Annotated in this window: 23 protein-coding genes; 12 read left to right on the forward strand and 11 right to left on the reverse strand. The window is 68.3% G+C overall.

The window, feature by feature from the left end:
- Positions 1-693, reverse strand: a complete 693-nt coding sequence (locus NV348_RS31190) for a TetR/AcrR family transcriptional regulator C-terminal domain-containing protein (RefSeq protein WP_447150064.1) — start codon at positions 691-693, stop codon at positions 1-3.
- Between the two features lie 145 nt (positions 694-838).
- Here NV348_RS31190 and NV348_RS31195 point away from each other — a divergent pair, with 145 nt between their 5' ends.
- Together NV348_RS31195 and NV348_RS31200 are read left to right on the forward strand one after the other, a co-directional pair.
- Positions 839-1,738 carry a DUF5994 family protein gene (locus NV348_RS31195; RefSeq protein WP_447150065.1) on the forward strand — a complete coding sequence of 300 codons (900 nt, stop codon included), beginning with the start codon at positions 839-841 and terminating at the stop codon, positions 1,736-1,738.
- 50 nt (positions 1,739-1,788) lie between these two features.
- The gene (locus tag NV348_RS31200) at positions 1,789-1,920 is read left to right on the forward strand and encodes a hypothetical protein (protein WP_447150066.1); all 132 of its coding nucleotides are present in this window, start codon (positions 1,789-1,791) and stop codon (positions 1,918-1,920) included.
- A gap of 20 nt (positions 1,921-1,940) precedes the next feature.
- Here NV348_RS31200 and NV348_RS31205 read toward each other — a convergent pair whose 3' ends face one another.
- Entirely contained in the window at positions 1,941-2,339 is a 399-nt protein-coding gene (locus NV348_RS31205; RefSeq protein WP_447150067.1) for a VOC family protein, read from the reverse strand.
- Positions 2,336-3,097, reverse strand: coding sequence for an arsenate reductase/protein-tyrosine-phosphatase family protein (locus tag NV348_RS31210; protein ID WP_447150068.1), 762 nt, complete (start codon positions 3,095-3,097; stop codon positions 2,336-2,338). Before NV348_RS31210 ends, NV348_RS31205 begins: the two co-directional genes overlap by 4 nt.
- A gap of 72 nt (positions 3,098-3,169) precedes the next feature.
- On the opposite strand from NV348_RS31210, the gene NV348_RS31215 reads away from it, so the two are divergent.
- Positions 3,170-4,432, forward strand: a complete 1,263-nt coding sequence (locus NV348_RS31215; RefSeq protein WP_447150069.1) for an APC family permease — start codon at positions 3,170-3,172, stop codon at positions 4,430-4,432.
- Between the two features lie 21 nt (positions 4,433-4,453).
- On the opposite strand, the gene NV348_RS31220 is transcribed toward NV348_RS31215, so the two are convergent.
- The 5 genes from NV348_RS31220 to NV348_RS31240 all read right to left on the reverse strand — a co-directional run bounded on the left by NV348_RS31220 (position 4,454) and on the right by NV348_RS31240 (position 9,097).
- Complete coding sequence (locus NV348_RS31220; protein ID WP_447150070.1) at positions 4,454-5,578, reverse strand: serine hydrolase domain-containing protein; 1,125 nt, start codon at positions 5,576-5,578, stop codon at positions 4,454-4,456.
- A 98-nt stretch (positions 5,579-5,676) separates the two neighbouring features.
- Positions 5,677-6,414: a VOC family protein gene (locus tag NV348_RS31225; RefSeq protein WP_447150071.1), complete on the reverse strand. Its 738-nt coding sequence runs from the start codon at positions 6,412-6,414 to the stop codon at positions 5,677-5,679.
- A gap of 134 nt (positions 6,415-6,548) precedes the next feature.
- On the reverse strand, positions 6,549-7,832 hold the full coding sequence (locus NV348_RS31230; protein ID WP_447150072.1) for a class I SAM-dependent methyltransferase: 1,284 nt from the start codon (positions 7,830-7,832) through the stop codon (positions 6,549-6,551).
- A 60-nt stretch (positions 7,833-7,892) separates the two neighbouring features.
- Positions 7,893-8,366, reverse strand: a complete 474-nt coding sequence (locus NV348_RS31235) for a hypothetical protein (protein ID WP_447150073.1) — start codon at positions 8,364-8,366, stop codon at positions 7,893-7,895.
- A 122-nt stretch (positions 8,367-8,488) separates the two neighbouring features.
- Positions 8,489-9,097, reverse strand: a complete 609-nt coding sequence (locus tag NV348_RS31240) for a DUF8020 domain-containing protein (protein ID WP_447150074.1) — start codon at positions 9,095-9,097, stop codon at positions 8,489-8,491.
- Between the two features lie 271 nt (positions 9,098-9,368).
- Between NV348_RS31240 and NV348_RS31245 the strand changes: the two genes are divergently transcribed.
- Together NV348_RS31245 and NV348_RS31250 are read left to right on the forward strand one after the other, a co-directional pair.
- Positions 9,369-10,013 (forward strand): LppU/SCO3897 family protein, encoded by a 645-nt coding sequence (locus NV348_RS31245; protein ID WP_447150075.1) that lies wholly within the window; start codon positions 9,369-9,371, stop codon positions 10,011-10,013.
- A gap of 113 nt (positions 10,014-10,126) precedes the next feature.
- Complete coding sequence (locus NV348_RS31250) at positions 10,127-10,738, forward strand: hypothetical protein (RefSeq protein ID WP_447150076.1); 612 nt, start codon at positions 10,127-10,129, stop codon at positions 10,736-10,738.
- 946 nt (positions 10,739-11,684) lie between these two features.
- Here the strand turns inward: NV348_RS31250 and NV348_RS31255 are convergent.
- Both NV348_RS31255 and NV348_RS31260 read right to left on the reverse strand, forming a co-directional pair.
- Positions 11,685-12,845, reverse strand: coding sequence for a zinc-binding dehydrogenase (locus NV348_RS31255; RefSeq protein ID WP_447150077.1), 1,161 nt, complete (start codon positions 12,843-12,845; stop codon positions 11,685-11,687).
- A 143-nt stretch (positions 12,846-12,988) separates the two neighbouring features.
- Entirely contained in the window at positions 12,989-14,536 is a 1,548-nt protein-coding gene (locus tag NV348_RS31260; RefSeq protein WP_447150078.1) for a long-chain-fatty-acid--CoA ligase, read from the reverse strand.
- Positions 14,537-14,663: 127 nt separating this feature from the next.
- Between NV348_RS31260 and NV348_RS31265 the strand changes: the two genes are divergently transcribed.
- The 4 genes from NV348_RS31265 to NV348_RS31280 all read left to right on the forward strand — a co-directional run bounded on the left by NV348_RS31265 (position 14,664) and on the right by NV348_RS31280 (position 17,775).
- Positions 14,664-15,839, forward strand: a complete 1,176-nt coding sequence (locus NV348_RS31265) for a lipid-transfer protein (protein ID WP_447150079.1) — start codon at positions 14,664-14,666, stop codon at positions 15,837-15,839.
- Positions 15,840-15,926: 87 nt separating this feature from the next.
- Positions 15,927-16,061 (forward strand): hypothetical protein, encoded by a 135-nt coding sequence (locus NV348_RS31270; RefSeq protein WP_447150080.1) that lies wholly within the window; start codon positions 15,927-15,929, stop codon positions 16,059-16,061.
- Positions 16,062-16,078: 17 nt separating this feature from the next.
- A complete protein-coding gene (locus NV348_RS31275; RefSeq protein ID WP_447150081.1) occupies positions 16,079-17,224 on the forward strand; it encodes a TetR/AcrR family transcriptional regulator in 1,146 nt (381 codons plus the stop codon).
- A 164-nt stretch (positions 17,225-17,388) separates the two neighbouring features.
- The gene (locus tag NV348_RS31280; RefSeq protein ID WP_447150082.1) at positions 17,389-17,775 is read left to right on the forward strand and encodes a beta-sandwich lipoprotein; all 387 of its coding nucleotides are present in this window, start codon (positions 17,389-17,391) and stop codon (positions 17,773-17,775) included.
- 31 nt (positions 17,776-17,806) lie between these two features.
- Here the strand turns inward: NV348_RS31280 and NV348_RS31285 are convergent, their stop codons facing one another.
- Complete coding sequence (locus tag NV348_RS31285; protein ID WP_447150083.1) at positions 17,807-18,520, reverse strand: cutinase family protein; 714 nt, start codon at positions 18,518-18,520, stop codon at positions 17,807-17,809.
- Between the two features lie 156 nt (positions 18,521-18,676).
- Between NV348_RS31285 and NV348_RS31290 the strand changes: the two genes are divergently transcribed.
- From NV348_RS31290 to NV348_RS31300, 3 genes are all read left to right on the forward strand, one after another.
- A complete protein-coding gene (locus NV348_RS31290; RefSeq protein ID WP_447150084.1) occupies positions 18,677-18,958 on the forward strand; it encodes a hypothetical protein in 282 nt (93 codons plus the stop codon).
- A 50-nt stretch (positions 18,959-19,008) separates the two neighbouring features.
- The gene (locus tag NV348_RS31295) at positions 19,009-19,263 is read left to right on the forward strand and encodes a hypothetical protein (RefSeq protein ID WP_447150085.1); all 255 of its coding nucleotides are present in this window, start codon (positions 19,009-19,011) and stop codon (positions 19,261-19,263) included.
- Positions 19,264-19,453: 190 nt separating this feature from the next.
- Positions 19,454-20,842, forward strand: coding sequence for a WS/DGAT/MGAT family O-acyltransferase (locus tag NV348_RS31300; RefSeq protein ID WP_447150086.1), 1,389 nt, complete (start codon positions 19,454-19,456; stop codon positions 20,840-20,842).
- Positions 20,843-20,883 lie beyond the last annotated feature (41 nt).

Here is a 20,883-nt window from a genome sequence, read left to right on the forward strand (position 1 = left end):
TCAGCCCGCGGGGGAGGGCAGGGTCGCGGTCAGGCCGGTGAGCAGGATGTCCAGGCCGCGCTCGAGTTCGGCGGCGCCGTCGTACGCCGCCAGGGTCGGGGCGAGCTCGCGTACCAGGGGGAATTCGGTGATCGGCAGGCGGTGCAGGCCCAGGCGCAGGACCTCGTCGGATTCCTCGGGGCGTTCGACGACCTCCTGGAGCTCGTTGAGGACGTGACCGTAGAGGAAGCCGAACAGGGCGCGATAGACGTGCAGTGCGTCAGGACCGGTGAAACCGGCGCGGGTGAGCAGCCGCAGGATGTGCTCGAGGGGCCGGACCACCGCGATCGGACGCATGCCCAGCGGGGTCGACAACGGCCGGGTGACCAGCAGTGGGACGACATTCGGGTGGGCGAGTGCCAGTGCGCGGAACGCGCGGGCGACCGCGCGCAATTGTGCCGCCCAGTCGGGGTCGTCCGCGTCGACCATCAGCTGTTCGAACACCATCTCGGCCACGCCGTCGAGCACGGCGGCCTTGTTGGGCAGATGGCGATAGATCACCATCGGGTCCCGGCCGACCGCCTCGGCCAGGCGGCGCATCGAGAGCGCTTCGATGCCGTCGCGATCGACGATCATGAGCGCCGCGGCGAGCACGGAATCCCTGGTCACCGCACCGGTGGGGCGGCGGGCGCCATCAGTCGAATCCTCGGCCATGAGGGCACCTCCGTCTACTCGGTTGTCGCTGCCAGTGTAGACCTACAGCGTTGACAACCGGGGGATTCACGCGTCTACTGGAGGTGTAACAGGTCCCCGGAGCTGATACCGATTCCTCGGATCCCGGCTGAAAGGACCGATCGTCATGCGTGTTCGCGAAACTCGTCAGCCCGCCGCGGCACCCGCCCGTCACCAGGTTCCCCCGCTCTACACGCCGCGGTTGCGGATGCGGTCACGGTCCGCGGGCGACCGCTACATCGACGGCGCCTGGTGGCCGCGCTCGGACGATCTGGCCGCCGAACTCCCCGACCTGCTCGCGGTGCTCGGTGTGCGGCTGGGCCCGGTCTGGCGTGTCGTGTACGACCCGTCGTGCTGGGCGGCGGCACCCGCGCGGATCACGATCGAGGGGGAGACCGTCCGGCTGGATTCCTACCACTTCGAGGTGTGGAACACGATGTATGTGTTCGGGCGCGACGCGAGCATGCTCGTGCTGCAGGTGATCCCCGCCGACACCGACGAGCGGGTCGCCCACGAGTCCCTGATGGCCGCGGCCGAAGCCGACCCCGCTGCCGAACCCGAGGACACGGACAGTCCACGTCACATCACCAACCATCAGGCGATGGGCGCGGCGGACAACGACCAGCAGCCGTTCAGCGTTCCGACCAGAACCCCGCGACTACTGTTGCGCGGCAGCGAAAGTCACACCGAGCTTTTCGACGGCGCCTGGTGGCCGCGGACGGCGAACCTCACCGCCGAACTCCACGATTTGATCAGTGCCCTCACACCCCGCCTCGGCCGGACGGCGCGAATCAGCTTCGACTGGAACGTGACCAGCCGCAACCAGCGCCGCATCGACCACCCCGACGGCGTCGACCTGCGGGTCCCCGACATCGGCCAGCTTCCCGACACCATGCACTTCGTCGGGGTGAACGGCGTCCACCTCACCCTGCTGGTGATCGCGGCGGACACCCCGGCCGACGTCGCGAACGCCCAGATCCTGCACGCCGTCGGCCGAGTCGGCCACCATTCGCCCGAGGGCGGCTGACGCGCATGCGCGCTCAGCCGTCGCTGCGGCACTACCGAGAGACCTCCGTCATGAACGACGATCTCGACGCGGATCCCACGCGCCCCGAACCCGCCCCCGAGACACCGTGCGTGCACTGGCCCGATCCGAGCCCCCTGCAGTCCTGGTGGATCGATGTCATGGACGGCGGCTCCCCGGCCTGAATCGATAGTGCGTCGACAGCTCAGCCGATCCTCGGCTGGGGAGCGGCGGGCTGGAACAGTTCGATCAGGTTGCCTGCGGGGTCGGTGAGCAGTATTTGGCTTCCGCCGGGTCCGGTGACGGTGCCGGTGCGGAATTCGACGCCGATGTCGCGCAGGCGGGCGATCTCGGCGTCCAGGTCGTCGACGACGAGATGGATACGGTTGGCGCCGGGGGTAGTGATCTCGGGGGGAGTGGCCCGCGCGCCGGAACTGGCCGGGCCGGACAGCAGGAGTCGCAACGATCCTCGGACGACGTCGGCGAAGGCGGGTGCGGCATCGATGTTGACGGTGAAACCGAGTGTGCCGGTGTAGAACTCGATGGCCGCGGGGACGTCGTCGACCAGATAGCGGACGCCGACGTATTCGGTGGATGGTGTCATGACGCGCTTCCTTTCGCGGGGACGGTGAGGGTCGGCAGCAGGTAGCGGACGCGGGTGTCGATCTCGGTCGCTGTGGCCTGGAACAACGGGTAGTGCTCGCCCGCTGCCGCCGGATCGGGGATGCTCCAATGACTGCGGCGGGGGTCGTCGGCGAAATCCGGGCAGACCTCGCGGGCCTTGTCACACAGGGTGATCACCGCGTCGAATCGGATGTCGGCGACCTCGGACAGCGGACGAGGGGACCGTCCGCTGATGTCGATGCCGAACTCGTCGCGCAATACCCGGACCGTGTAGGGGTGCATGGCCGGTTTCGGGCGGCTGCCCGCGCTGACGGCATCCACCCGGTGGTCGCTGCGATGACGGAGCAGGGTTTCGGCGATCACCGAGCGGGCACTGTTGCCGGTGCAGACGAACAGCACCGCCGGTGCCGACGGCGGATCGAAAACCGGTGGGTTCGGCCGCAGATCCAGCGCGGGGTGCAAGGCGGTGCCCGTGTCGGCGAGCAGCTCGGCACAGCGGTCCAGGTCCAGGTGGTTGTAGCTGTCGCGGCCGTCATGGCTGCTGCGCGTGGTGGTGACCAGTCCACCCTCGCGCAGTAGCCGCAAATGGTAGGAGACCAGGTTCTGTGGCTCGTCCAGGCGGGCCGCGAGCTCTCGGACGCGATAGTCGCTGCCCGTCAGTTCCCTGAGCAACTGCCATCGCACCGGATGGGCGGCCAGATGAACAAACGGTGGAACAGCTTGACGAGTCGACGTCACCGATCAAGGATATCACCAAACCCATCAAATGGATTTGATGGATATCGACGGAAGTGCTGAGACGGGAGCAGGGTGTCCGATACAACGCCGACCGGGCTGCGCCGAAGTCTGGGAGTGACCGACGCGGTCATGATCGGGCTCGGTGCCATGATCGGAGCCGGGATCTTCGCGGCCCTGGCGCCGGCCGCACGCTCGGCCGGGTCGTGGTTGCTGGTGGGGCTCGCGGTGGCCGCGGTGGTCGCGTACTGCAACGCGACCTCCTCGGCGCGGCTGGCTGCCCGCTATCCGGCCTCCGGTGGCACGTATGTGTATGGGCGCGAACGGCTCGGCGAATTCTGGGGCTACCTGGCCGGCTGGTGTTTCGTGGTCGGCAAGACCGCATCGTGCGCGGCGATGGCGCTGACCGTCGGCACGTACGCGTGGCCGGCGCACGCGCACGCCGTGGCCGTCGGCGCGGTCGTGGCGGTGACGACGGTGAACTACCGCGGTGTCCAGAAATCGGCGCTGCTGAACCGGGTGATCGTCGCGATCGTGCTGGCGGTGCTGGCCGCGGTCGTGGTCGCGGCGTTCACGTCCGGGTCCGCCGAGATCGCGCGGCTGGAACTGGGCTCCGATGTCACCGTGGTCGGGGTGTTGCAGGCGGCGGGCCTGCTGTTCTTCGCGTTCGCCGGATACGCGCGGATCGCGACCCTGGGCGAGGAGGTCCGCGATCCGGCGCGCACGATTCCCCGGGCGATTCCGCTGGCGCTGGCCATCACGCTGGTGGTATACGCGCTCGTCGTGATCGCGGCGTTGATCGTGCTGGGGCCGAGCGGGTTGGCGCAGGCGAGCGCACCGTTGTCCGACGTCGTGCGGGTCGCCGGTGCCGGCTGGCTCGAACCGGTGGTGCGGGTCGGTGCCGTCGTGGCGGCGCTCGGCTCGCTGCTGGCCTTGATTCTCGGTGTATCGCGCACGACGCTGGCGATGGCCCGTGACCGCCACCTGCCCCACGGACTGGCGGCGGTACATCCGCGATTCGCGGTGCCGCACCGCGCCGAGGTGGTGGTCGGTGTGATCGTCGCCGTCGCCGCGGCCACGACCGACATCCGGGCCGCGATCGGCTTCTCCTCGTTCGGCGTACTGCTCTACTACGCCGTGGCCAACGCGGCCGCGTGGACGCTGACCCCGTCCGAAGGCCGCCCGCCGCGCTGGGTTCCGGTCGTCGGGCTGCTCGGCTGCTCGATCCTGGCCTGTACGCTGCCTACCGCATCCGTGCTGGCGGGGACGGGAGTCGTCGTGCTCGGCATCGTGATCTACGCCGTGCGCCGTCGTGTCTCTCAGACCCTGCGTCGGTGAACCGGTGGCGGAGTACGCGCTTCATCGTGGCGCTTCGCCGCAGAGCGCGTGGGCGACCGTTTCGCTCGCTTTCTGCTCCTGCTCGATCACCTTGTCTTGCAGTGCTGTGGTCTGCGAGATGACGATGCTGCGTTTTCCGTCCGAGGTGACACCGTCGGTGGTGATGAACCCGGCATCGCCGCCGCCGTGGCTCCAGTACTCGCCGCCGCAGGCGAGCGGCCGCCTGACCAAACCCAGGCCGTATTGCCCACCAGGCCAGAGAGTTTCGATCTTCGCATCGATCGCCACCGTCGTCTTCATCTGCTCCAGATACGCGGGGCGCAGCAGTTCGCCGCCGAGCAGGGCCCGGTAGAAGGTGTTCATGTCGGCGGCGGTGGAGATCAAATTCTCGGTGCCGTCGAGGATTTCGGTGGTGTCGACGAATTCGCCGCTACCGGTGAACACCGAGTAGGCGCGCGCATGGGGGTCGGGCAGTGTCGTACGTCCGCGTGGCCATACCGAATGTCGCATGTCCAGTGGGTGGAGGATTCGGCGGTCGACCTCGTCCTGCCAGCTGTTGCCGGTGATCTTCTCGATGATCGTCTCGGCCAGGAGGAAATTCGTATTCGAATATGCCCATCCCGCGCCGGGAGCGAAGGCGGGAGTTACCGCCATGGACCGCTGTATCAACTCTTCCCGGGAGTAGACATCGAAACGGTGTGCCACATACTGTTCTTTCGAATCGAAGCCGGGGTAGTCGTCGAGTAATCCGCTGGTGTTCTGCAGGAGATGACGGATCGTGATCGCGCGGCCATCGATCGCGTGTCCGGCCCCGGTACCCCTGACGACCGCTGGCAGATGCTGCTCCACACTGTCTTCCAGCGACAGCTTTCCCTCACCGACGAGTTGAAGAACCACGGTGGCGACGATCGGCTTGGTGGCACTGGCGATCCGGAAGTAGCCGTCGCCCGGCACCGGCCGATTCGTGCCGACCTCGGCCACGCCGCTGACGACTACCGAGTTTCGACCCGTGCTGTCCACCGCGGTGGCCTGCGCGCCGCTGACGCCGAGCGCGGTGATCGCCTCCAGATCTCGCTGGAGGTCTGCCGTGCGTTCGTCGGCCGGCGGCGCGCACGCCGGCGCGCTGAACACCAAGGCCGCGATCACCGCCGCGACGGTGACGGTCGACCGATGGCGCCGAGCCGACGTGCGTCGGCGTTCGTGACGGACGAACAAGTCTCTCTCCCAATGTGTTTCGATGATTGCTACGCCGGGGTGAGCACGCAGAACTCGTTGCCCTCCGGGTCGGCGAGGACCGTCCACGGCACGTCACCCTGGCCGATGTCGAGGTCGGTGGCGCCCAGGGCTCGGAGCCGGTTCACCTCCGCCGCGTGGTCGTCGCCGGGGTAGGGCCGCAGGTCGAGGTGGACGCGATTGCGTACGGTCTTCGGCTCGGTCGTGCGGAGGAACTCGAGATAGGGGCCGGCACCCGCGGCGGACCGCAGCGTCGCGTAGTCGTCGGACATCTCGTGCACGGTCCAGTCCATCGCCTCGCCCCAGAACCGGGCCATGGCCCGCGGATCGACGCAGTCGACGACCACCGCGGCGATCGGACCGGTGCCCTGGTAGACCGGTCGAGGCTCCAGCACACAGAATTCGTTGCCCTCCGGGTCGGCGAGGACCGTCCACGGCACGTCGCCCTGGCCCACGTCCGCGGGTGTCGCGCCGATCGAACGGAGGCGCGCGACCAGCTCCGCCTGCTGGGTGGCGGAGCTGGTGGCCAGGTCGAGGTGCACGCGGTTCTTGACCGTCTTGGGATCCGGATCGACAACGATGTCGATGCAGACCGCGGCGGGATCGGGATAGACGAAACCGACGGGCTCGAGATTGGTCACCCCGGGCTCCTCGCTGCCCGTACCCCAGCCGAGCGCCTCCGCCCAGAACCCGCCGAGCGCAACGTCATCGAGAGCCTTCATATGGATCTGAACGAGCCGCGTAGCCATGCGGCCGATCCTATGCCCGGTCACGGCTTGCTCACCGGATTCGATCCCGCTCCCGTCAAGAACTGACCGGCACGACGGCGGGGCGCGATATCGGCAGCGGCATGCCGAGCTCGACGACCGCGGCGGGCTGAGGTCTATCCCCACACCCGCCGTGTCGCGGGCATATCGGCGTATCCCGTCGCCTCCGGCACGACGCCGAGCACCTGGTGAAGCCCGAGGCCGCCGTCCTCGAAGCCCAGCGCGGAGGCGGCCATATAGAGTCGCCAGATTCGGGCTCGCCCTTCGCCGACGAGTGACACCGCCTGTTCCCAACCGTTTTCCAGGTTCGCGACCCACTGACGGAGGGTGCGCGCGTAGTGCTCGCGCAAGGCTTCCACGTCACGAACTTCGAATCCGGCGCGCTCCATGGCCAGGACGACTTCGCCCACATCGACGAGTTCGCCGTCCGGGAAGACGTAGCGCCCGATGAAGGATCGCTTCTGCATGGTGGAGCCGCCCGGGGAGGAAATGGCGTGGTTGAGCAGCCGTCCGCGCGGGTGGAGCAGCGCGCGCAGGGTGTCGAAGTATTCGGCGGCGCGCGGGGAGCCGACATGTTCGAACATGCCGATCGAGGAGATGGCGTCGAATGTCTCGCCGCGCAGGTCCCGATAGTCGGCGAGCCTGATCTCGACACTGCCCGACAGCCCCGCGTCGGCGACCCGCCGGCGAGCGAGCTCGACCTGAGCGCTGCTGATCGTGACGCCGACGACCTGCGCCCCGTAAGTCGACGCCGCGTGCATCGCCATGGATCCCCAGCCGCAGCCCACGTCGAGCAGGCGCATACCCGACCGCTCGGGCAAACCCAGCTTGCGGCAGACCAGATCGTGTTTGGCGCGCTGGGCGTCCGCCAGCGAGCCGTCGTCGTCCGGCACGAACCGCGCGCAGGAGTAGGTCATGCTCGGGCCGAGGACCAGCCGGTAGAAATCGTTGCCGACGTCGTAGTGATGGCTGATCGCCGCCGCATCGCGACCCTTGGTGTGCAACGGTCCGCGCCGCGGTCGCGCCTCCTCCGCGGGCGGCTGCGGGCGGCGACCGAGCGCGCCGAGTTGCCGTGCCGCGCCGATCGCCTGCCAGGCCGCGCCGAGGCCGAGGCGGGCGTCGTTCGGCGCGGTGGACTGGAGGGCGCGCAGGATCGTGAAGATGTCGCCGTCGAGATCCACTGTGCCGGAGACGAAGGCCCGCGCCAGGCCGAGTTCGCCGGGCGCCCAGATCAGGTGCCGCAGCGCCGCCGCGGATCGCACGCGCATCGTGCCGGGGCCCGCGCCATCGGGGTGGATCGCGCTGCCGTCCCAGAATTCGAACCCCAACGCCGGGTGTGGGCCCAAAGTGGCTCGCAGCAGAGGTTCGAACGCGGCAGCGACCGTGGTCTGGTTACCCATTCGACCACTATGACCCGCCCAGCGCTGCTGTGATGGCAGCGACGCGGGCACAGGCTCAGCTCATTCCTGCTCGTCCACCGGCTCGGCGCTCGAGAGGTCCTCGACCGCACGAGGAACGTCGCCGTCGAAGGTGACGCCGATGCCGAAGGGGTCCGCCATCCGTAGCGGGGACTCGGCGAAGCGAAGCATCCAGGTGCCGTCCGCCCAGACGACGATCTCCGCTCCCGCGAACGGCAAGACTTCGCGTTCCAGGAGGGCCGATTCTTCCCGCGTGAGTTCGTGTTCCGGAGATCGCAGCTGTTCGCGCAGGAAGTGGGCGCCGGCCGCGACGAGTCGGTCGATCTCGGTGAGGACGAGCGCGGCAGCCCGCACCGCAGCGTCACCGGGGGCTGCCGCGGGTTCGATCATCAAGCTCACCGCGATGGTCTCGGCACGATCGTCGAGACAGGCGGTCCAGCAGGCGATCCCTTCGGGCGCATCCACGCGGTCGAACGTGGTGCCATCGACCTCGACCGCTTCGGGAAGAACGCTCACCCGCCACAGTCAACAGCATCCGTTGCTGCCACCGCACACAGGGCGAATCGAACCGGACCGCCAGGATCACGGTTCGATTCGGTCCGCAGTGGCCGCGTGGATCATCCACGAGCGGGGGTGGGTCAGGGTTGACCGCTGACGACGGCGGTGACGGCGTCGAGGAAGGGCTGGCCGCCCATGGCGTAGCCGCCGGCGATCGCGCCGAGCACCAGGCCGACGGGGCCGGTGATGATGCTGAGGAAGCCGAAGCCCAGGACCGTGCCGATGAGGCCGCCGAGGAGGCCACCGGCGACGACGCCGACCACGTTGCGGTTGATCTCGTTCGTCAGCTGGGACATCGGGCTGATGGTCTGCATCTCACCGATCTCGGTGGCGTTCGCCTGCGGGGTGAGGACGAGGTGGCGACCGTTGTCGGAGATCGTCTGCGTGACCCGCATTGTCGCGCCGGAGATCTGGTAGGTGAGCGGGATGCGGGTGACGACGGCGCCCGCATCCGAGGTGAGGGTGACCGCGGTGTTGTCGTCGGTGGTGGTGAAAGCGCCGCCGGTGACGGTGGTGGTCAGCACGCGGGAGAACTCGGTGAGGGTGGCTTCGTAGTGCACGGACTGGTCGATCCCGGACGCGATGGCCTGGGGAGCCGGTGCCACCGGCTGCGCGGTGGCGGCACCAGCGGTGATCCAGACGGCGGTGCCGACCAGGAGCGCGGTCGCGGGGAGGTGACCGAGTTTCATCAGGGATTTCCTTTACGCATGACGAAGACTGCGCGGTCGACCAGCGTGCCGCGGCATGGCACGAACCTTGGTGTCCGCCAGTGAGATCGGGCAGACCCTAGCACCCTTTTTCGTCGGAGAGTTATCCGTCCCGAATTGGGCGCTGGACCAGCTTTCCGCTGTAAAACTGCGCAGATTCACAATTCGACACGTTCGTGTGCGGCCGTGTAAGAACTCCTCAGCGAGTGGGGCGTCGGTCGGGACGTCCAGCGGATGAGTAGGAACAACACAGATGGCGCGTCGGAAGAACTTGGCCGTGGCTGGCGTGTCGGCGGTGGCGGTGTTTGCCCTGGCCGGGACCTTCTACGGCGCGCTTTCGGTCATCGCCGGTTTCGGTGCGCGGGTGTCCGGACCGCCCGACAATGATTCTCCCGCAACTACTTCGCTGACCGAGGTTTCGGGAACTCAGCCGCTGGGTACTATTCTCGAGCTATCCGGCGGTGTCGCCTCCACGCTGAGCAAATCCGCGACCCGGATTCCCCGCGTGGACCTGAGCGTCGGTGATTGTGTGGATGTGGGTGCGGGCCCGGCCGATATTCAGCAGGCCGCGTGTGGCAGTGCCAATTCGCGCTACAAGGTGACGGAATTGGCGTCGGCGGGCGGTCACTGCCCGGGCGACGTCGACCGCTCACAATCTCGCACCCTCCCGGGCGGCGTCGAGGAGACCCTCTGCCTGGACATCGATTGGACGGTCGGCGGCTGCATCGACCTGTCCGGCGGCGCGGTCGAACACGTGGAATGCGCTGCCGACGTTCCCGGTCGGGTCCGCGTCCTCGAGATCCGGCACGACACCACGGACGTGAACGTCTGCACGGCCGGCGACCGCGGTGTGGTCTACGGCCAACGCCGCTACGTCGTCTGCGTCAGCTCACGCTGAGCGATGGCAGAGACCGCATCGGGCTCGTGACCGTACGGCGTCTACCGCGCGGGTGGCCGTACTCTGTTGAGGGCCTGCATGTTTGGTGGCCGTAGCCCGTAGGATGGAGCCTGATGGACCACACGGACCCTTTCCCTCGACCTGTTCCGTTCACCGTGCCGAAGCTGCTTGTGGGCCTAGGGCTAGTACTGGTGGTCGCCGCGGCGATCGCGTCGTTCACCTTCACCTCCACACTCGCCCAGGTGGCGGGAGTACCCGAGGACCTGACATGGCTGTGGCCGGTGGTCGCCGGTCTCACCGTCGCGCTGGTCGCCTGTACCTTCATCACGCTGGTGGGTATCCGTGACGAGAAGGCCACGTCCTTGGTGCGGGTCTACGAGCTGCTGCTCGTCGCCGCCGTGCTGGCGAGCATCCTCGGAAACGTGGTCGCCATCTCCCGGGGTCCGATCGAGCTGGGAACCTTCGGGATCGCGACCGTGGTCGCCATTCCGCCGGTCTGCCTGATGATCTGTGTGGGCAACTACCTGCTGCTCACGGCAGTCGTTCCCGTCCGTATCGTGGCCGCGATCCGGGAGGACGATTGGCGGCTGCGGGCCCTCGGCATCCCCAGCCCATCGCTGCCGCCGAGAGACCCCGACGCCTCGCAGAACGAAGGACCCCACTGGTGGGACCAATACCGCAGCGAGGCGCGGACTCCTCCGCCGCCACCGAAGAGCCGGGCATAGACAGCCCAGGTACCCGGAGTCGGGTAGCCGACTCCATCGAGCTCCGCGAGCGGTGCTTCGGACCGGATATGTCCTGGTCAGGCAAACGAGCTGGGGAGCGGGCGGTCGTCAGCGGGCTGCGCCACTGCTGACGGCGGCGGCGTGCTGCGATCGCCGCGGGGACGGGTCGAAGACGGATCATGGGTGCTGTGATGCAGAATGTGAAGGTGAAGGATAGACCCGAGAGGAAGTTCGGAGTGTCGGCCGCTGTGGGATCGATGGGTGTCGCGACGCCTGTCCGCGGTTAGTTCGATGTCGGACCAGGAAGCCGGGTCGGGGCCTGGTGGGAATCGATTCGATGCGGTGGAGCAGCTGCGTCGGAAGTGGGCAGAGACGAAGGCCGCCGACGGTGGGTCGGGCGCGGCCGAGGGCGGGGCGTCGAACGTTGTTCGGCTGCCGCGGCGGCCGCGGCGAGGTCGAGAGGATGCCGGCGACGCTCGGCATCAACCGTGGTCGCCGGAGACTGTGTACGACCCGGCTCCCACCCGGCCCGTGACTCGCGCGGAGCTGCAGGGTGAGACGGGTTCCTGGCCGGCCGATGCGGCGGGGCGGCCCGTGGCGCCGCCGGGCGGGAACGTCGAGCGAGAACGGAATGTCATCGACTTCGGCGCGTCGCGTCGGAAACGCACCGGTACGGATGCTTCGGCCGGCGGGCCTCGGCCGGCGATGAGGCCGCGCAGGATCGGGCCTGGTGAGCGGAAGCCGGGCGGCGACGCCGATGCCGCAACTCCCGACAATCCTGGTCGGTAGCCGCTTCGGCCACCCGGCTCCCGTGCTAGCGGGTCAGCGGAGTCGGCCGTGAAGTCGGAGGGGCCCGCGCTCGCGGTGAACAAGCCCTGCCACGCCGCGCCGTGAACTATGTGCGTTTCAATCCACCGTGGCTGGCGGTCGACCCACGGCTCCGCCCTCAGGGCGCAACATTATCGCTGCGCGGATCGATCAGGATCTTGGCGTGGTGGTCCGGGGATCCCAGCGCGGTGAAGGCTGCGTCGACACCCTCGAGCCCGACCGTGCCGGTGATCAGCGGGCTGGGATCGACGGTGCCGTCGGCGATCATATGGAGGGTGTCGCGGAACTCGCCGGGGTCGTAGCCGAGGACGAACCGCAGCTCGATCTCCTTGTTGATGGCGTTGGCGGGGTGGAACGCGTCCTGCTGCATGCACACCCCCACGACCACGACCCGGGTCGACGGCGGCGCGGCGGTCAGGATCTGGTCGATGATGCCGGGCACGCCGACGCATTCGAAGACGACGGGACCGGCCGGGCCGCGATCGAGGGTGTGCGCCGCGCGAAACAGGTACCACCACGGGACTTTCGGGATCCGGCGCACGCGTTCCATGATGTCGAAGCCCAGGTTCAGCATGTCCGCGGCGCCGGCGATACGGGGCGGCTCGGGCGCCGCTTCCCAGGCGGATTCGGTGGCCGGGTCGACCACGACATCGGCGCCGCAGGCGCGGGCCAGCTCCCGGCGGCGCGGCGAGAAGTCGCTCGCGACCACGGTGCGCACGCCCGCCGCCTTCAGCATGGTGATGACGGCCAGCCCGATCGGGCCGCAGCCGATGACGAACGCGGTCTGTCCCTTGGCGATCCGGCTCTTGCGGACGGCGTGCCAGCCCACCGCCATCGGCTCGGTGAGGGCGGCGTGCTCGGGTGCGAGTCCGTTGGGGACCTCGAATGTCACCGATTCCTGCGTCAGCACCTGTTCGGCATACCCGCCGGGGGCGTGGGCGGACAGCCCGGTGAGCTCCGGTTCGCGGTCTCTGCGCAGAATCGGCATCGCCACCACGGGTGTGCCGGGCTTCCATCGCCGGTGGGTGCGCGGCCCGTACTCGACGATCTCGCCGGTGAACTCGTGCCCGAGGACGATCCGCTGGTCCGAACGCATGAAGCCGCCGTAGCCGGTGGCGGCGGCCAGATCGGCGAGTTCGTCGCAGTAGACGCGAGCGTGCAGGTCCGATCCGCAGATGCCGCAGCGGGTCACCGAGACGAGCACCTGGCCCGGCCCGGGTTCGGGCGCAGGCAGCTCCTCGACGCGAAATTCGCCTTTGCTGACCACCGTCGCACGCATGAGTGCCTCCTAGGCGGGTGCTGGGTCATCACCGGGGTCGCCCGTATCGAGTCGCCGGTCCCGATCGCCATGGTAGCTGTCCGTGGCCGGCCGGAGCGGGTGATCGCCCCGGCCGGTTTCGCCCGCCCGGACCACCGTTGTGCCTAGTGAACGGCGCGATCGGCACCTTCCCAATGCAGCTTGCGCAGATCGCGCTTGAGGACCTTGCCTGCCCCGGAAACCGGTAGCGCGTCGAGGAATTCCACGCTCCGCGGCAGCTTGTAGCCGGCGATGTGTTGGCGACAGAACTCGCGGATATCGGCCTCGGCCGCGGTCTGCCCGGGCGCGAGGACGACCACCGCGTGCACCCGCTCGCCCCAGTCGTGGTCGGGAACACCGATCACGGCGACCTGGGCGACGGCGGGGTGCTTGGCCACCGCGTTCTCGACCTCGACCGAATAGACGTTCTCGCCGCCGGTGACGATCATGTCCTTGAGCCGGTCGACGACGAAGACGTAGCCGCGGTCGTTCATGTAGCCGGCGTCGCCGGTGTGCATCCAGCCCCCACGCAGCGCCGCCGCCGTCTCGTCCGTCCGGTTCCAGTAGCCGGACATCACATGATCGCCGCGGACCACGATCTCGCCGATCTCGCCGCGCGCGAGTTCGCTGTCGTCCTCGCCGACGATGCGGACCTCGGCGTGGACCGCCGCGCGCCCGCACGATCGGGTCAGCGCGGGATCGTCGTGGTCCTGTGCGGTGAGCAGGGTGGCGACCGGCGCGAGCTCGGTCATCCCGTAGGCCTGGGTGAACCGGGCATTGGCGAACACGGTGCGCGCCTTGGCCATCACCGTTTCCGAGATCGGGGAGGCGCCGTACAGCACGCGCCGCAGGCTGGACAGGTCGGCGTCGGCGGCGCCGGGGGAGTCGACGAGCAGCTGGATCATCGTCGGTACCAGCAGCGCGTCGGTCACCCGGTGGGTGACGATGGCGTCGAGGGTGGCCGTCGGGGTGAACGACGGCACGATCACGTGGGTCGCGCCGGTCAGATTACCGATATTCCACGCCGCGATATCGGCTAAATGGAACATCGGCGCGGCATGCAGCAGCATCCCGCCCCGGGTGAGGATGTCCGTGGTGACCAGGCTGCCCATGGCCGAGGTGAGGCAGGCCCGGTGCGACAGCATCACGCCCTTGGGGAAACCGGTGGTGCCGCCGGTGTAGAAGACGCCGTAGAGGTCGTCGTCGCCGCGGCGGGCGTCGGGAATCGGCGCGGTGGCGGCGATGAGCTCCTCGTAGGCGAGCATGCCGGCGGGGGTCGGACCGTCGCCGGCGAAGACGACCGTGCGCAGGTTCGGCGCTTCGGCGCGGAGAGCGTCGACGGCACCGGCGAAGGCGTCGTCGACCACGAGGACGTCGGTGCCGCAATCGACGAGCGAGTAGGCGACCTCGGCCGTGCTCCAGCGGATGTTGACCGGGTTGACCACCGCGTCCGCCCACGGCACCGCCATCAGCAGTTCGTGGTAGCGGTCGCTGTTGAGGGCGTAGATCCCGACGCGATCACCGGATCCGACCCCGAGCCCGCGCAGTGCCCCCGCCAGCCGCGCGATGCGATCGACCGATTCGGCGACCGCGCGGCGGCGGATTCCGCAGATGGTGGCGGTCCGGTCGGGATCGCGTTGCAGCGCCGCGTGCAGTGATTGCGTGATGTGCACGGCCAACTCCTCTATTGTGAATCTTGATCCGTGTGATCTGCATAACATTGTGGCGACCCTTGAAGGAATGTCAAGGGTCGTGCAACCATGAAGTGAATATTGATTCGCTGAGACAGGTGGTGGTGTGATGCAGCGGGTGCAGGTTGCCGGAGTCGGGATGGTGCCGTTCTCGACGCCGAGCAGGAGCGAGCCCTACGACGTCCTGGCCGCGGGCGCGGTCCGCAACGCGCTGCGTGATGCCGGAATCGGGATCGACCAGGTGCAACAGGCCTACGCGGGATACGTCTACGGCGACTCGACCAGTGGCCAGCGCGCGCTCTACGGCGTGGGGATGACCGGGATCCCGGTGGTCAATGTCAACAACAACTGTTCGACCGGGTCGTCGGCGTTGTGGCTGGCGCGCCAGGCCGTCGCCAGTGGCGCCGCCGACTGCGTGCTCGCCTTCGGCTTCGAGCAGATGGAGCGCGGCGCACTCGCCATGAAGTGGCCCGACCGGCCGAGCCCGTTCGTCGACTTCATGGCGGTGGCACACCAGCACAACGGCCCGAGCGACGCCCCGTTCGCCGCGCAGTTGTTCGGCGGAGCGGGCGCCGCATACGCCGAGAAGCACGGCACCGACCCGTCGACCTTCGCGATGATCTCGGTCAAGGCGCGCGCACACGCGAAGAACAATCCGTTCGCGGTGTTCCGCGACGAGGTGACCGTCGAGCAGGTGCTCGAATCGCCACCGATCTTCGGGCCGCTGACCAGGTTGCAGTGCTGCCCACCCACCTGCGGCGCGGCCGCCGCGATCATCACCAGCGCGGATTTCGCGCGACGACACGGCCTGCGGACCGACGTCGCGATCACCGCGCAGGCGATGACGACCGATACCCCCGACACCTTCGACGACCTGCCCAAGCTCGTCGGCTACGACATGGCCCGGCGCGCGGCCGACCAGGTCTACGAGGCCGCGGGTGTCGACCCCGCCGACATCCGGGTGGTCGAACTGCACGACTGCTTCACCGCCAATGAACTCCTCAGCTACGAAGCGCTGCGCTTGACCCCCGAGGGCACCGCCGAGAAGTTCATCCGTGACGGCGACAACACCTACGGCGGCCGCGTGGTCACCAACCCCTCGGGCGGACTGCTGTCGAAGGGGCATCCGCTCGGCGCGACCGGCCTCGCTCAATGTGCCGAGCTCACTTGGCAATTGCGCGGGCAGGCCGAAGCAAGGCAGGTCGACGACGTGACCGTGGCACTGCAACACAACATCGGCCTCGGCGGCGCCGCCGTGGTCACCCTGTACGAGAAGGTCGGCTGACGGCACAGTGCCGCCCCGAATCCGACTACATCAGCGCCCAGACCCTGGTCTGCGGCGGCGGATACACCGTCTGAGAGAGGATCCACGATGGACCTTCCCGGCTATCCGGAGTGGGAAAGGGCGGGGATCGTCCCGCGCGAACTGTTCACCGGCATCGCCGAGCTCGGCGGCACGAGCGAGATCATGAAGGAGATCATCGGTCGATCGCTGCGTCTGGGCTGAGCGGTAGCATCCCCGTGGTGTCCTCACCGTCCGCCGCCGTGCGCCGCAAACGCCCGGCCAACCGTCGCGAACTGATCGTCGACGCGGCCGCGTCGCTGTTCGCCGACAGCGGTTTCGAGAACATCGCGATGAGCGATGTCGCGGCCGCGGTCGGTGTCGGGCCCTCGGCGCTCTACCGGCACTTCGCCGGCAAGGACGACCTGCTGCGGGCCGCCATCGAGCAGGCGCTCGACGGGTTCGCGAGCACGCTCGACAGCCCCGATGTGCTGTCCGCGGTCGCCGATTTCGCGGTCGGCCGACGCACGGCGCCGCTGCTGTGGGTGCGCGAGGCACGCCACCTCCCGCGCCCACAGCGCCTGGACCTCGCCGCCCGTTTCCAGCAGTTGTGCGAGGCCTTCACGGTGGCGACAACCGGCGACGCCCCCGGTCCCGGCGCGCGGCTGCGCGCGCGAACGGCGCTGGCCGCGCTGCTCAGCCCGGCTTTCCACAGCACCACGCTGCCCGTCGACGAATTCCGGGCGACGCTCGTCGGCATCGCCGCGGCGGTGCTGAATGTCGAAGTGGAAGTGCCTGTGCCACTGACAGTTCCACCGCCGGCGGGGCTCTCGCGCGGCAGCAAGCGCGAACAGATCCTGCGCGCCGCGCTGCGCATCTTCGCCGATCAGACCTATGCCAGCACCGGGATGGAGGAGATCGGCGAGGCCGTCGGCCTGTCCACCTCGAGCGTCTACAACCATTTCACCAGCAAACTGGAGATCCTCGAGGTCGCACTGCACCGTGCCAACGGCTATCTCCAGGTCACCCTGGACGACGCGCTACTGGGCGCCGCCGAGGAAGCCGCCGCGCTGCGCGCGCTGGTCACGGTCTACGCCGACTTCACCCTGCGCCACCCGGCCCTGGTCGACATCCTGGTCACCGAAGTGCGCAGCCTCGGCGCCCAGGCGGAACCGCTGGTGCAAGCCCAGCGCGACTACGTCAGCGAATGGGTCAGGCTGTGCCGTGCGGCACGCCCCACCCTTACCCGCGAACAAGCCCTGGTCACGGTGCAAGCCGCCCTCATGGCGATGAACGACATCGCCAGGGACAGCACGTTCTCCGATGCCCGCCTGCTGAGCGTCCCGCTGGCCACGATCGCCGTTGCCGCCCTCGGCCTTCCGGAATAGCCGGGTCGGCTACCGCGCCGCGTTCGCCTCCGGGCAGTGCGGCTCCGCGATCAGCTGAATCGATCGACCGCCGGAGCGCGGCCCAAAGGTGTTGCGGTCGTATATCTTCGAAAGAAGGAGTTCGGGATGCTCGTCGGAGCTTCTCGTGAAACAGGGGGTAGGAAATGCAGCCGAAACTCATCGCCGCTGCCGTGGCGCTCGCCGCGGGCGCCATCGTCGCGACCGGGTGTTCGAGTGACGCCGATGTGGTGTCCAAGAACCTGTCCAAGGAATCGGACCAGTTCAAGATCGACCGGCGGGTGGTCTTCTTCAACGGGATCACCGACAAGTACCTGCTGTCCATCGAGGGCAAGTGCTCGATCAAGGACGAGAACAACCAGCTCGAAGTCACCTGCAAGACCGGTGACGACGAATACAAGAAGCACTTTCTCGGACTCTCGGACAATGTGAGCTACTTCGTGGAGCAGCTCGAATCCGCCGAGGTGAGCCGCTATCACTACAAGGTGATCTTCAAGCCCGAGACCATTCTTGCCGACGTCGACCGTCCTTGAGGCCGACCACCGCGGTAATCGTGTCGACGGGTTACGCGCCGAGCCGGTCGCGGATGAACGCCGCGGCCTGGTCGCGATTGTCGTTGACGAAGTACGCGAAATGGCCGTAGCTCAGGGCATTTCCGAATCCGGCTGCCGGGTTGCCGCCCTGGCAGACGCGGTCGCCCGCGTGGCAGAAGTCGCGCAGGCGGTCGGCGAACTCGGCGAGGGCGCCCGTGGCTAGGGGAGCAAGGCCGGACAGGGCGGGGTCGAAGCTGCCGCGGTTGTAGGGTTCGCTGCCGTTGAACACCGGGCTGCCGAACAGGGCGATGGCGTCGATGCGCGCGGCCGCCTGGTCCGTCACCGCGGTTCGCGCGCTGAGGGTGTTGCCGATGACGCGGGCACCCTGCGAGTAGCCGAGCAGGACCAGCTGCTGGTCGGGGCAGGCGGCGGCGGTCGTGTTCAGCAGCGCGGTCAGGTTCTCGACGCCGCGCACGGCGCTGTCCGGAGCCATCGAGGCCGGATACTCCAATTCGGTCACCGTGGCGCTGCGACCGGACTCCTGGGCGATCCGCTTGCCCAGGGGCGTCAGGAGCAGGCTGCCGATCTGCGGTTCGAGGGTGCCCCGGACGGTGACGACCCGGAGCTCCGCGCAACCGGCCGGGCCGGCGGGCGGTGCGGCGGCCGCGGTCGGGAGGGCGGTCATGGCCAGTGCCGCCGCGACAGTCGCCGCCGAACGCAGCAGGATTCGGGATCGTCCACGCATCCGCTCACTGTATTGCGCCGCCGGGCCGCGTGGGGGGCGGACCGGGTTTCCGCACGTTCTCACGGATCGACCTCGGGGCGACAGACAGTAAAACTTGGGTATTTCACATTGGTGGGAGTCGACTAATGTCGGCGAGCACATTCATAGGAGGTAGCCATGAATCATCTACTCGCCAAAACCCTTGCCGTCGTTGCTTTTTCGGGTGCAACCGTCGGCGCATCCCTGGGGTCGGCGCAAGCTGCTCCGGCCCCTGTCGCTCCGATCGCTGATTCCGGATCCGCGTCGGGTTCCGGCGACTCCGGATCCTCGCTGGCGCCGCTGATCACCTTCCCGCTCGGCGCGCTCTACATCCTGCTCTGCGATGCCGAACCGAACGGGCCGGTCTGTGCCCTGATCTACGAGATCGGCAGCGGCAGCTCCGAATCCGACCCCGCCTGAACTCGAGTACATTCACCCATAAGATCCGGAGGCACTCCCTCATGAGCCGAATGCTCACCACATCCTTTGTCGCGGTCGCGCTCTCCGCCGGTCTCACCCTGGCCCCAGCGCAGGCTGCCCCGGTAGTCCTCGCGCCCGTCGCCGATACGCAGACCGGGTCCGCGTCGGGATCTGCCCAGATGCTGTTGGCCTGGCCGCTCGGCTTCGTGCTGTTCGGCGCCTGCTTCGCCGACGGCGACAGCACGACGCACAATCCCCTGTGTCAGGCGCTGCTCGACCTGACCGCCGGCAGCACCGACTTCTGACCGGCTTCGGGCACCGCGCGCCGTCTGCCCGCACCCGCGAGGCAGACGGCGTCCTCGGGCCGCGCACGGTCGATCGCCTGGCGGTCGTCGCCTACCCGACTGTCGCCGTCTCGGCGCCGGCACTGTGAGCGTCGTCTATTTCGGTCCTGTGTGGCCGCAAAACTAGAACGTGTTCTAGTAGGGTTCGGCTATGGAACGACTTACTGGATTGGATGCCAGTTTCCTCTATCTGGAGACCGATACCCAGCATCTACACGTTTGCGCCCTGCTGATTCTCGACCCGGCCGACGGGCCGTACTCATTCGACCATCTCCGCGACGAACTCCGCAGGCGATTGCCCCTCATTCCGCACATGCGCCGCCGGGTCCACCCGGTGCCGTTCAACCTCGACCATCCGCTGTGGGTCGACGACGCCGACTTCGACATCGACAACCACATCCGGCGCGTCGAGCTGCCGGAACCGGGCGGGCTGGCGGGTCTGGCCGCGCTGATCGGTGAGGTCGCCAGCCGGCCGATGGATCAGCATCGGCCGCTGTGGGAGATGTCGGTGGTGGAGGGGCTCGACGACGGCAAGGTGGCGGTCGTCTGCAAGTACCACCATTCGGCCGTCGACGGCATCACCGGCACGAACATGATGATGCACCTGTGCGATCTGGAGCCGGGGCTCAGCCGACCGGAACCCGAACCGTGGCAACCGGAACCGGTGCCCGGCGATCTCGAGCTCATCGCGCGCGCGGCGGTCCGCTTTCCGGCCAAGGCCGGGATGCTCGGCATGGTTCCCAAAACCCTCGGTATGGTCGCGGGTTTCGCGCAGCGGCGGCGGAACAACGAAGCGGGGATGGCGCTTCCGTTCTCGGCGCCACGCACACCGTTCAACCAGGCCGTCACCGGGTCGCGGTCGGTCTCGTTCACCAAGACGGATCTGGGCGTGATCAAGGAGATCAAGGCCGCGTTCGGGGTGAAGGTGAACGATGTCGTGCTGACCGTGGTCGGCGGCGTGCTGCGCCGCTATCTGGCGGATCGGGGCGAGCTGCCCGATCGCTCCCTGGTCGCCTCGGTGCCGGTGTCGGTGCACGAATCCACCCGGCACACCGAGGGCATCAACAAGGTCTCCACCCTGTTCTGCCGCCTCGGCACCGATATCGCCGATCCGGTCGAGCGGCTGGAAATGCTGGCCGTCGCCAACCGTGACGCCAAAGCCGAACACGATCTGATCGGCGCGGATTTCCTGCAGGACTGGTCGAAGTACGCCCCGCCCAACACCTTCCGCCTCGCGTCGCGCGTCTATTCGTCGCTGAAGCTGGCCGAACGGCACCCGGTGGTGCACAACCTGGTGGTCTCGAATGTGCCCGGTCCGCCGATGCCGCTGTACTTCCTCGGTGTCCGGGTGGACGGCATGTACCCGTTCGGGCCGGTCTTCCACGGCGCCGGGCTCACCGTCACCGTGCTGTCGAACTGTGGTGACCTCGATTTCGGCTTCATCGCCTGCCGTGATCTGGTCCCCGATGTCGACGCGCTGGCCGAGGCGGTGCCTGCCGTGATCGACGAACTGCTGGCCGCGGCCCGCGCCCGGGGCTGACCACCCGCCCCCGAAGGACCGCCCTGTTCGCCATCGGCGTC

The organism is Nocardia fodinahabitans, from assembly GCF_052983615.1.

What these genes read in the sequence shown, in the direction of transcription:
- NV348_RS31190 (WP_447150064.1), bottom strand. Translation starts at nt 693, where the DNA reads ATGGCCGAGGATTCGACTGATGGCGCCCGCCGCCCCACCGGTGCGGTG.
- NV348_RS31195 (WP_447150065.1), top strand. Translation starts at nt 839, where the DNA reads ATGCGTGTTCGCGAAACTCGTCAGCCCGCCGCGGCACCCGCCCGTCAC.
- NV348_RS31200 (WP_447150066.1), top strand. Translation starts at nt 1,789, where the DNA reads ATGAACGACGATCTCGACGCGGATCCCACGCGCCCCGAACCCGCCCCC.
- NV348_RS31205 (WP_447150067.1), bottom strand. Translation starts at nt 2,339, where the DNA reads ATGACACCATCCACCGAATACGTCGGCGTCCGCTATCTGGTCGACGAC.
- NV348_RS31225 (WP_447150071.1), bottom strand. Translation starts at nt 6,414, where the DNA reads ATGGCTACGCGGCTCGTTCAGATCCATATGAAGGCTCTCGATGACGTT.
- NV348_RS31230 (WP_447150072.1), bottom strand. Translation starts at nt 7,832, where the DNA reads ATGGGTAACCAGACCACGGTCGCTGCCGCGTTCGAACCTCTGCTGCGA.
- NV348_RS31240 (WP_447150074.1), bottom strand. Translation starts at nt 9,097, where the DNA reads ATGAAACTCGGTCACCTCCCCGCGACCGCGCTCCTGGTCGGCACCGCC.
- NV348_RS31245 (WP_447150075.1), top strand. Translation starts at nt 9,369, where the DNA reads ATGGCGCGTCGGAAGAACTTGGCCGTGGCTGGCGTGTCGGCGGTGGCG.
- NV348_RS31250 (WP_447150076.1), top strand. Translation starts at nt 10,127, where the DNA reads ATGGACCACACGGACCCTTTCCCTCGACCTGTTCCGTTCACCGTGCCG.
- NV348_RS31255 (WP_447150077.1), bottom strand. Translation starts at nt 12,845, where the DNA reads ATGCGTGCGACGGTGGTCAGCAAAGGCGAATTTCGCGTCGAGGAGCTG.
- NV348_RS31265 (WP_447150079.1), top strand. Translation starts at nt 14,664, where the DNA reads ATGCAGCGGGTGCAGGTTGCCGGAGTCGGGATGGTGCCGTTCTCGACG.
- NV348_RS31270 (WP_447150080.1), top strand. Translation starts at nt 15,927, where the DNA reads ATGGACCTTCCCGGCTATCCGGAGTGGGAAAGGGCGGGGATCGTCCCG.
- NV348_RS31280 (WP_447150082.1), top strand. Translation starts at nt 17,389, where the DNA reads ATGCAGCCGAAACTCATCGCCGCTGCCGTGGCGCTCGCCGCGGGCGCC.
- NV348_RS31285 (WP_447150083.1), bottom strand. Translation starts at nt 18,520, where the DNA reads ATGCGTGGACGATCCCGAATCCTGCTGCGTTCGGCGGCGACTGTCGCG.
- NV348_RS31290 (WP_447150084.1), top strand. Translation starts at nt 18,677, where the DNA reads ATGAATCATCTACTCGCCAAAACCCTTGCCGTCGTTGCTTTTTCGGGT.
- NV348_RS31295 (WP_447150085.1), top strand. Translation starts at nt 19,009, where the DNA reads ATGCTCACCACATCCTTTGTCGCGGTCGCGCTCTCCGCCGGTCTCACC.
- NV348_RS31300 (WP_447150086.1), top strand. Translation starts at nt 19,454, where the DNA reads ATGGAACGACTTACTGGATTGGATGCCAGTTTCCTCTATCTGGAGACC.